We start from the raw sequence: 8,152 nt of genomic DNA, 5'->3' as shown, positions 1-8,152 counted from the left end.
AGAGCGTGTTTGAGAAGGGTCAGGAAATAGGGCCCTGACTCGTCCAGGCCTGCTGGCGGGTCGCCTCCCGGCCGCGTGCCAGACGGCGGACCATCTGCCCGATCGCGGCCCAGCGCACCATCTCCTCGGCCACCCCGGGCTGACGCTCGTAGTCCCGGGCCAGCCGCCGGTGGGAGGTCAACCACGCCAGAGTCCGCTCCACCACCCACCGGCGCGGAATCACCGCGAACCCCACCTGGGCGGGGTCTTTACGCACGATGTGCAGCGTCGTGGCCAGCAACCTGTGCGTCCAGGCCACCAGGGCTCCGGCGAACCCCGCGTCGGCGAACACGAACCGCACCGGCGTGGTCAGGTACAGGCTCAACAGGGTCGTTCTCGCCCCGTCGCGGTCCTGGACGGAGGCGGCCATCACGCACACAACGAGCAGCAGCCCCAGGGTGTCGGTGACGATGAACCGCTTGCGGCCGTTGATCCTCTTGGCCGCGTCGTAGCCCCGTGTCGCCCGGGGGACGGTGTCGGCTCCTTTGACGCTCTGGGAGTCGATGATCCCCGCCGAGGGCTCCTCCTCTCGGCTGGCGGCCGCGCGTACCTGTCGGCGCAGGGCGGCGGTGACCTGGTCGGTGACCCCGGCCTGTTTCCAGCGGGTGAAGTGCCAGTACACGGTCTGCCAGGGAGGCAGGTCGGTGGGCAGGTGGCGCCAGGAGCAGCCGGTGCGCACCACGTACAAGATCGCGTCGACCACCTCGCGGCGGGGGTGTTTCTCCGGGCGTCCGCCGGTGTTGGCCGGGGGGAGCAGGGGCTCGATCAACGCCCACTGGTCATCGGTCAGGTCCGAGGGGTAGGTCGGCTCACGGGTCATGAAGGCCAGGCTCACAGGGCCTGGGGCCGGGTGAGAGCGAAGTGCTCGGACCGTGACCCACCCTTCTCAAACACGCTCTGAGTGCTGGCGCCCCGCCCCGAAGTGCTCGGGGCGGGGCGCAGTCACATCAGGAAGGGGGCGCGTGCCGGGGGCCGTGACCGGGCGGCGGGGTCAGTTCGGAGATGAAGTTCTCACCATCGACCAGAGGGGTGTCCTGAGAGACCCCGGCCTCCGCCATCCGGTCGTAGATCTCCAGGATGCGTTCCTTGGTGCGGTAGGTGCCGTATTTGGCCACATCCTTCTTCTTCACGATCGGGAAGGTCTCCATGATGTAGTCCACGTCATCACGGCCGATCCCGTACAAGTGGAAGAAGAGCGCATCCAGTTCCGCGCGCATCACCATACGCCGATTCTCATCCCATCTGAATGGCGCGCCACCATCACCCAAATCCTCAGCAAAAGCCTTCATTTCGAATTCCATGTAGCAAAGTTCGAGAACCCGAGGAACCAGGAATTCAACGAAGCCCACGAGGCCCCCAGGGGCAATCACCGGAAGTTGATGGGCGATGAAGAAGTTGAGATGTGTCCCCCCCACCTTCAATCGAGCACAGAAGTCGAAGGCCATGGAGGAAACACAGGAGATTATCCCCGCAACAGAATTTTTCGCATCAGCCCTAAGCAAGGAAACAGGAAGGCTGTTTCCAACCGCCGACTTGGGAAAGGCGCCAACAATAGCAGTTCTTTCATTCGTAGAATTTGTAATGTCGCGCCAGCCAAGAAGCCACCCTCGGTCCCAACCAGCAGCGTCCAGCTTGGTCTGGACACCGGGCTCCATCACCGGCTTGCCGTTCTTGTCCTTCTCCCCCGTGTCGGTCGCATCCTCCGAGACCCAGTAGCGGGGCATGACCACGGCGTTCGGGTCCTGCTTCTCTTCGAGGGTGAGGTCGCGGGTGCTGCCGTCCTCGGTGTAGGTGGCCCACCGGTGGTCGTAGTGGTGGAGCATCTTCGCTTCGTAGAGGGGCAGCATGCGCTTGTCACCCTTGACAAAGACGTTACCCTCCAGAGTCCAGCCGCCCTTCTCCAGTTGCTCGCGGGTGCGGAAAAGGTAAGAATCGTGGGCCATATCGAACATGCGCAGGAACGACACACCCCATGGGTTTCCGTTTGGGTCGCCCTCCTTCACCAAGATAGGCACCCGGCGGTAAATGTCCAGAGTGATCTCGGCATCGCGTCGGGAGCGGAAGATCGGACAGGTTCCCGAATTGGGGTTGAGGAGAGTGATCTCCTGCGGGGTCATGGTGAACGCCTTGTCGGCGTCGTCCAGTTCGGCCGGGTCATGCAAGAAGAACGCGAAAGAGGCCTCGGGTTCGCGGAGGTCGCGTCCCGCGAGGGAAAGGATGGAGAACTTGAACGAGCGGTGCACACCCGGGAACAAGGGAGCCGAGTTCTCGAAGTCGTAGAGGGCCGCGATGGAACCCTTTTGCACCAGGTCCTTGAAGAAGTACTGGGTGCGAGCATCCGTCGCGATACCGGTCGGAACGATGACACCGCAGCGTCCACGCTCACCGAGCAGAATCCTGTCCGTCTCGGCGAAGACCGCGTAGACGTTGAGGTTCCCCTGCCCCGTCAGCGGGACACGACCGGACCTACGCAGGAAGTGGCTCTCGGCGTACACTTTCCGCTTGGCCTCGGCGTACTCTCGGTAAAGCCCCTGCTTGTCCGGATCGTCCTTGAGGCCCGCGATCATCTTCTTGCGCTCGGAAGCCCGAGAAACCTCGGCGATCTCCGGGTCCCGCTGGGCGAAGAACTCCTGTTCCTTCAGCTCCACGCTGTCCCACGGCGGGTTTCCCAGAACACAGTCGAAACCACCGGCCCACCCCGTGTCAGGGTTGATTCCCCTATCGTTCTCCGGAACCGAGAAAACGTCCGGGAACTCCAGGTACCAGTGGAAGAAGTCGTACTGCTTCCGCAACCGGACGATTTCCTGGTTGGTGTCCTCGGTCGCACCGCTGCCCTCCGGGTCCTGCAACGCCTGGAAGACACCTTCCGTGACCGGACGCGGCTGCTTCGGGTCCTTCACCGACATGAACGCCGAGCACCAGGCATCCGCCAGGTGCAGCGCATGCGTGTACTCGGAGGAACGCTGGAACTCCTCGAACGCCTTCTCCTGCCGACGCACGTCCTCAAGCGATTCGGCCGGAGCGGCCGCGATCTGGCGCAACCTGCTCGCGAACGAACTGTTGGACACCTTGACGGAATCCGGTTCGATGTCGAACAGGCTCTCCTGCCCCTGGTGCTCCTTGGCGTTGATCTTCTCCAGAGCCTTGGCGTGCTTCTTGTCATCGCCCTCGGTCGCGATGAAAGCCGCGTCGGGAATGCCCTGGCGCATGAGAGCCGGGGTCGCACCAATGAGGGCATTGCCGTGCTTGACATGGGCGTCCAGGAAGTTCAGCGGCTTTCCCGGCTCCAGCGCCTCCAGCCACAGCGACACCTTGGCCAGCTCAACAGCCATCGGGTTAAGGTCCACGCCGTAGATGCACCGCGCCACCACCTCGTGCATGGCGTGGCGCACCGCGCCCACCGTCGGCTCGGGGTTGCCCTCGCGTACAGCCGCAACCCTCTTGGCGATGCGCCGTGCCGCCGCCACGAGGAAGTGTCCCGACCCACAGGCCGGGTCGCACACCGTCAGGTCCAACAGCTCGGCCACCACCGATTCGGTGGCGTCGGGTTTGCTGTTCTTGGCCGCCTTTTCCTGGCCGCGCTTGACCGCGTCGTCGATGACCGGGTCCAACGCCGAATCCAGCAGCGTCTCGATCAGCGAGGACGGCGTGTAGTACGACCCCGTCGTCTTGCGGTCGTTGCCGCCGATCACCCGCAGCTCGAACGACAGGTCCGAGACGTTGTACTTGGGCACCAGCTCCAGCAGGGACTCGTAGATCGACCCCAGTTCCTCCGCGTCGAGGTTGCGGTAGTTCACCGCGAGCCAACGCCGCGACGCCGTGTCGCGCACCTGCGCCAGGTGCCGAACCGCCCCCAGCAGCGCCTCGTTGTTCAGCTTGAGCCCGCGCAGCGGTGCGTCCGCCTCCGTGTCCGTGAACAGACCGCCGAGCGCGGGCACCCCGATCTCGGGCCGCCCATGGGGGTGCTCACCATTGCCGCCCAGCGCGTCGAGGACCAGCGTCAGCGCCTGGTACAGGTCGCCGTGCGAGGTCCCCCGGCGCCGACGGGCGTGCCGCCGCAACCGCGCCGAGGAGAAGTACTTCGCGTACCGCTCCCGCGCCTGCCCATCCGTACCCGGCGGGTGCAGGGCGTCGCGGTCCTCCGCGACGAACAGGAACAGCATCCGGTACACCAGCCGCAGCAGCGCCGCGTGGAACGCCTTGACGTCCAGGTCCTTGCGCAGGTCCGGGTTGGCCTTCAGGAATCCGGTGCCCAGCGCCGAGATCGCCTCGCGGACGCTCTCACTCAGCTGCTCCAGCGCACGGGCACCCGACTTGATCGCCTCGCCGCGCCACTTCTCCAGCCAGCACGTGGACGGCGGCTGCTCCGCCTCCACCGCGAACCGGGAGGCGTGCAGCAGCCGGTACAGCAGCACGAACTCGTTGAACAGCTCGCCGTCGAAGATCGCCTCAAGGTCGAACTCGACGTACGAGGCCGTGGCCAGCGCGCTGGAGTCGCGCAGCAGCCGCAGTTGCCGCCCGTTCGTCACCACCGCCCACAGGTGCTCCGAAGAGCTGTTCAGCATCTCCTGCACGTACGACTGCGGCGGTACCGTCCCCGCACCGCCCGGGCGCTTGTCCAGGTCGGCGTGCCAGGCCACGACATGGATCGGCACGTGCTGCCACAGGTGCGAGATCTTGAACCGCTTGGCGCCGTCGTCGGAGGCGATCCCCTCCCCCGGTGCGGCGTTCAGCCACCCGAACCCCAGCTCGTTGAACAGCGGCTCCGCCCACTGCGCACGTGCCGCGTTCGTGGAGTCGATCGCCGGGCCCTCACCGCTCCCCTCCACCGGCAGCTTCTTGCGCAGCTCGCGCCACACGCCCTTGAGGTACTCCCAACGCCGTTCGGCGTCGTCCGACACCGAGCCGACCCGCACCCCGTAGTCGGCGGGCTTGGCTCCCTCCACGTCCTTGCCCTCGGAGATGCGGACGAGCATGTCCGCGGGCAGCAGACCGCCCACGGTCTGGGCGGACTCGAACACACGGTTGCGTGCGATGGCGGACATCAGGCGGCACCTCCGACGGGGGCAGCGGGGTTGGCGACGGTGGGCAGGTAGACGTACACGCCGAGGACGTCGGCGGGCTTTTGGGCTTCGACCTTGAGACCGCGGCGGATCTCGTCGGAGGCCACGCGCACCCGGCGGTGGGAATCGGCGAGCTCGGCGGCCAGCTCCTCGCCATAGGCGTTGAGGTGCCCGGTCGTGGCAGGTAGAGCATCCAGCACCCGCCGCATGGTGTTCACACCCATGTTCGGGGCGGTGTTCTCGGTGGCCTCGTAACCCACCAGCTCGCGCGCCTGCTCGGCCGTGAGCCACTGGGCCTTGTCCGGCGCCCCGGTGAAAGCGAGCAGCCGGGCGTCCTCCGCCACCAGCTGCCGGGTCCCGTGCCGGGACGGCAGGGTCAGGTGGAACCGGTACCGCACCAGCAGCAGCGTGGTCCGCGTGCCCACCTGGTCCGTCCGGATCACGCCGCAGCGCCGCGCCGGCCGCTTGTCCGGCTCACCTTCGGCGTCCAGGGCGGTGTCCAGCACATGCGAGGCCAGCGCCCCCACCACCGGGTCGGTGCGCACCAGCGCCGCCTCCCCGCGCGGCACGGCCGCCGTCTCGCGGAACGGCAACGGGCGGCTCTTGCTCACCACGTCCGCTCCCACCAAGGGTTCGATGGCGTCCCTCAGGCCGACCGGAGTGGGGGACACGTCCGCACGGAACCCGCCGTCCCCGTCCGGCAGCGCGGTGACCAGCGCACCCAGCGCCCGCAGCGCGTTCTCAGTGAACTCGCGCACCTCACCCGCGCCGCCCAGGGCCTCCCGAACTGCGGCGACCTCGCGTGCCACCTCCTCCGGGTGGATGGCCCGCTGGGCGAACCGGGTGCGGGAGGTCTTCTCCCGTTCGGCCGCCGACTCCCAGGCGCTGTCGATCTCCTCGGTCCGCGCTACCAGGTCCTCCGGTGCGAACAGCGCCTCCTGCTCGGCCTCGCGCCCCCGGCTCAGCAGCCAGTCCACGATGGCGTCGGTGACGCCCGCCGCCGTCTCGTCCGGCACGGACACCGCAACGCCCAGGGCCTTGCGGATCTCCTGGTACTTCTTGATGAGGACTTCGAGGACCTTGCCGTCGATGACGTTGTCCTCGCCGAACATGGTGATGACCCGCACCACGTCCCGCTGCTGCCCGTACCGGTCCACGCGTCCTTCGCGCTGGTCGTGGCGGGTCGGGTTCCAGGCCAGGTCGTAGTGGACGACCGCGTCGAAGTAGTGCTGGAGGTTCACGCCCTCCGACAGGCAGTCGGTGGCCACCAGAACCCGGCGGGCCTGCGTGCCCTCCTCGTCGACGGCCGCGCGGGCGGCCTCGGCGGCCGCTTCCTCCGCCAGTTCCTCGATGCGCTCGACGCGCTGCTGCGGGGAGAGCTTGCCGGTGACGTGCTTGACCGTGGTCTTCCACCCCGGCCGGCCGCCCGACGCACGCCCGTTGAGCTTGCCGTCCAAGTGGTCGGCCACGTACTCGGCGGTGTCGATGTACCGGCAGAAAACGATGGGGTTGTACCCCTCCTCCAACAGCCCCTTGAGGTGCTTGACCAGCTCCTTGAGCTTGCGGTCCTGAGCGGGCCCCTCCAGGGCCTCGGCTCGCTCGGCCAGCTCCAGCAGCCGATCGTGCTTGGCGGCCGGTGTCCCGTCCGCCCCCTCCGGGGAGGTCTCCGCGCCCGGCGCGGTGTCCATGCCCTCCAGGGCGTCGGCGTCGGCCGCGTCCCGGGTGAGCGGGGCACCGAGCCGGTCGGCCTCTTCCGGGGTCTGGGCGGCCGCGGCCGCGGAACGCGTGCGCAGGGTCTTGGCGGCGGCCCGCGGCGAGGACACCAGGGAGCGCAGCAGGGCGATCGCCGACCACCAGGCCACCCGGGCCTCGCGCTTGCCCTGGGCGGTTCCCTGCTCAACGCGGTCCTTGGCGTAGGCGAGGGCGTCGTCGAGCAGGTCCCGGTAAGCGGGGGTGAGCTTGTACGGCTCGTTCTTGAACTCGCGGTCGGAGGGGAACGCGGTGCTCTCGGCCAGCGCACCGCCCCGCTCCTCAGTGAGGTAGTGGCGCACGTCGGCCCGCTTGCGCTGGACGAAGTGGCGGGCCAGCAGGAGCCGCCCCTCCGCCGAGTCCAGTTCGATGTCGGCCAGCTCGGGCCTGACCAGCCCCAGCAGGTTGCGGAACGCCGACTCCTTGCCGCTGTGCGGAGTCGCGGTCACCAGCAGCAGGTGGCGCTCGGGATCGGCGGAGACCTTCTGGAGGAGCTCGTAGCGCAGCTGGTTCTGGTTGCGCTTGCCCGCTCCCCCGCCCAGCTCGTCGGCGGACACGCAGGTGTGCGCCTCGTCCACGATGACCAGGTCCGGGCAGTGGCGGACGAAGTCGTCACGGTGCCGGGTGGACTTGATGAAGTCGGTGGAGACGATGACGTGCTTGTACCGGTCGAACAGGGACTGGCCCAGGTCCAGGCCGCGCTCCAGCCGGGACACGGTCGAGGACAGCACCAGCTCCGCGTCGATGCCGAACTTGCTCCGCAGTTCCTCCTGCCACTGCTCGGCCAGCGCCGGGGAGCACAGCACCGCCAGCCCACTCGCCTCGCCCTGGGCCAGCAGTTCGGAGGCGATGAGCCCCGCCTCGACGGTCTTGCCGATACCGACGTCGTCGCTGATAAGCATGCGCACGGTCTTCTGCCGCAGCGCCATCAGCAGCGGTACCAGCTGGTAGGCGCGCGGCTGCACGGCGATCCCCGCCAGGGACCGGAAGGGCCCCGCCCCGGAGCGGAAGCCGATGCGCAGGGCGCTGCGCAGCAGCCCCGCGGCGCGGGCGTCGCCGAGGTCGTCGGGGGTGGGCGGGGCGAAGCTGGCCGCCGCCACCTTCTCGAAGGCGGGGAACAGGGCGGCCACGTCGTCGTCGCTGCCGCCCAGGGGGCGCAGGACCAGCATGTCGTCGGCGCTCTCGGGGAGCACCACCCATTCGCGGCCCCTGGCCGAGACCAGGGAACCGGGGGCGTACGCGGTGGTCATCGTGAGGGTGTCCTCGGTGTCGTGGTGGACGTCGTTTCGAGTTCTACAGGG

3 protein-coding genes are annotated in these 8,152 nt (G+C 68.0%); all 3 read right to left on the bottom strand.

The window, feature by feature from the left end; genetic code table 11:
• Positions 1-19: 19 nt before the first annotated feature.
• The 3 genes from ACJOT3_RS09065 to ACJOT3_RS09055 all read right to left on the bottom strand — a co-directional run bounded on the left by ACJOT3_RS09065 (position 20) and on the right by ACJOT3_RS09055 (position 8,101).
• Positions 20-859 carry an IS5 family transposase gene (locus ACJOT3_RS09065; RefSeq protein ID WP_406970823.1) on the bottom strand — a complete coding sequence of 280 codons (840 nt, stop codon included), beginning with the start codon at positions 857-859 and terminating at the stop codon, positions 20-22.
• 127 nt (positions 860-986) lie between these two features.
• A complete protein-coding gene (locus ACJOT3_RS09060) occupies positions 987-5,084 on the bottom strand; it encodes an Eco57I restriction-modification methylase domain-containing protein (RefSeq protein ID WP_406970821.1) in 4,098 nt (1,365 codons plus the stop codon).
• Positions 5,084-8,101, bottom strand: coding sequence for a DUF8741 domain-containing protein (locus tag ACJOT3_RS09055; protein WP_406970819.1), 3,018 nt, complete (start codon positions 8,099-8,101; stop codon positions 5,084-5,086). Before ACJOT3_RS09055 ends, ACJOT3_RS09060 begins: the two co-directional genes overlap by 1 nt.
• Positions 8,102-8,152: the final 51 nt, after the last annotated feature.

It is taken from the genome of Nocardiopsis protaetiae (assembly GCF_045446735.1).
GTDB classification, from domain to species: domain Bacteria; phylum Actinomycetota; class Actinomycetes; order Streptosporangiales; family Streptosporangiaceae; genus Nocardiopsis; species Nocardiopsis protaetiae.
This window is presented reverse-complemented; position numbering and strand designations above follow the sequence as displayed.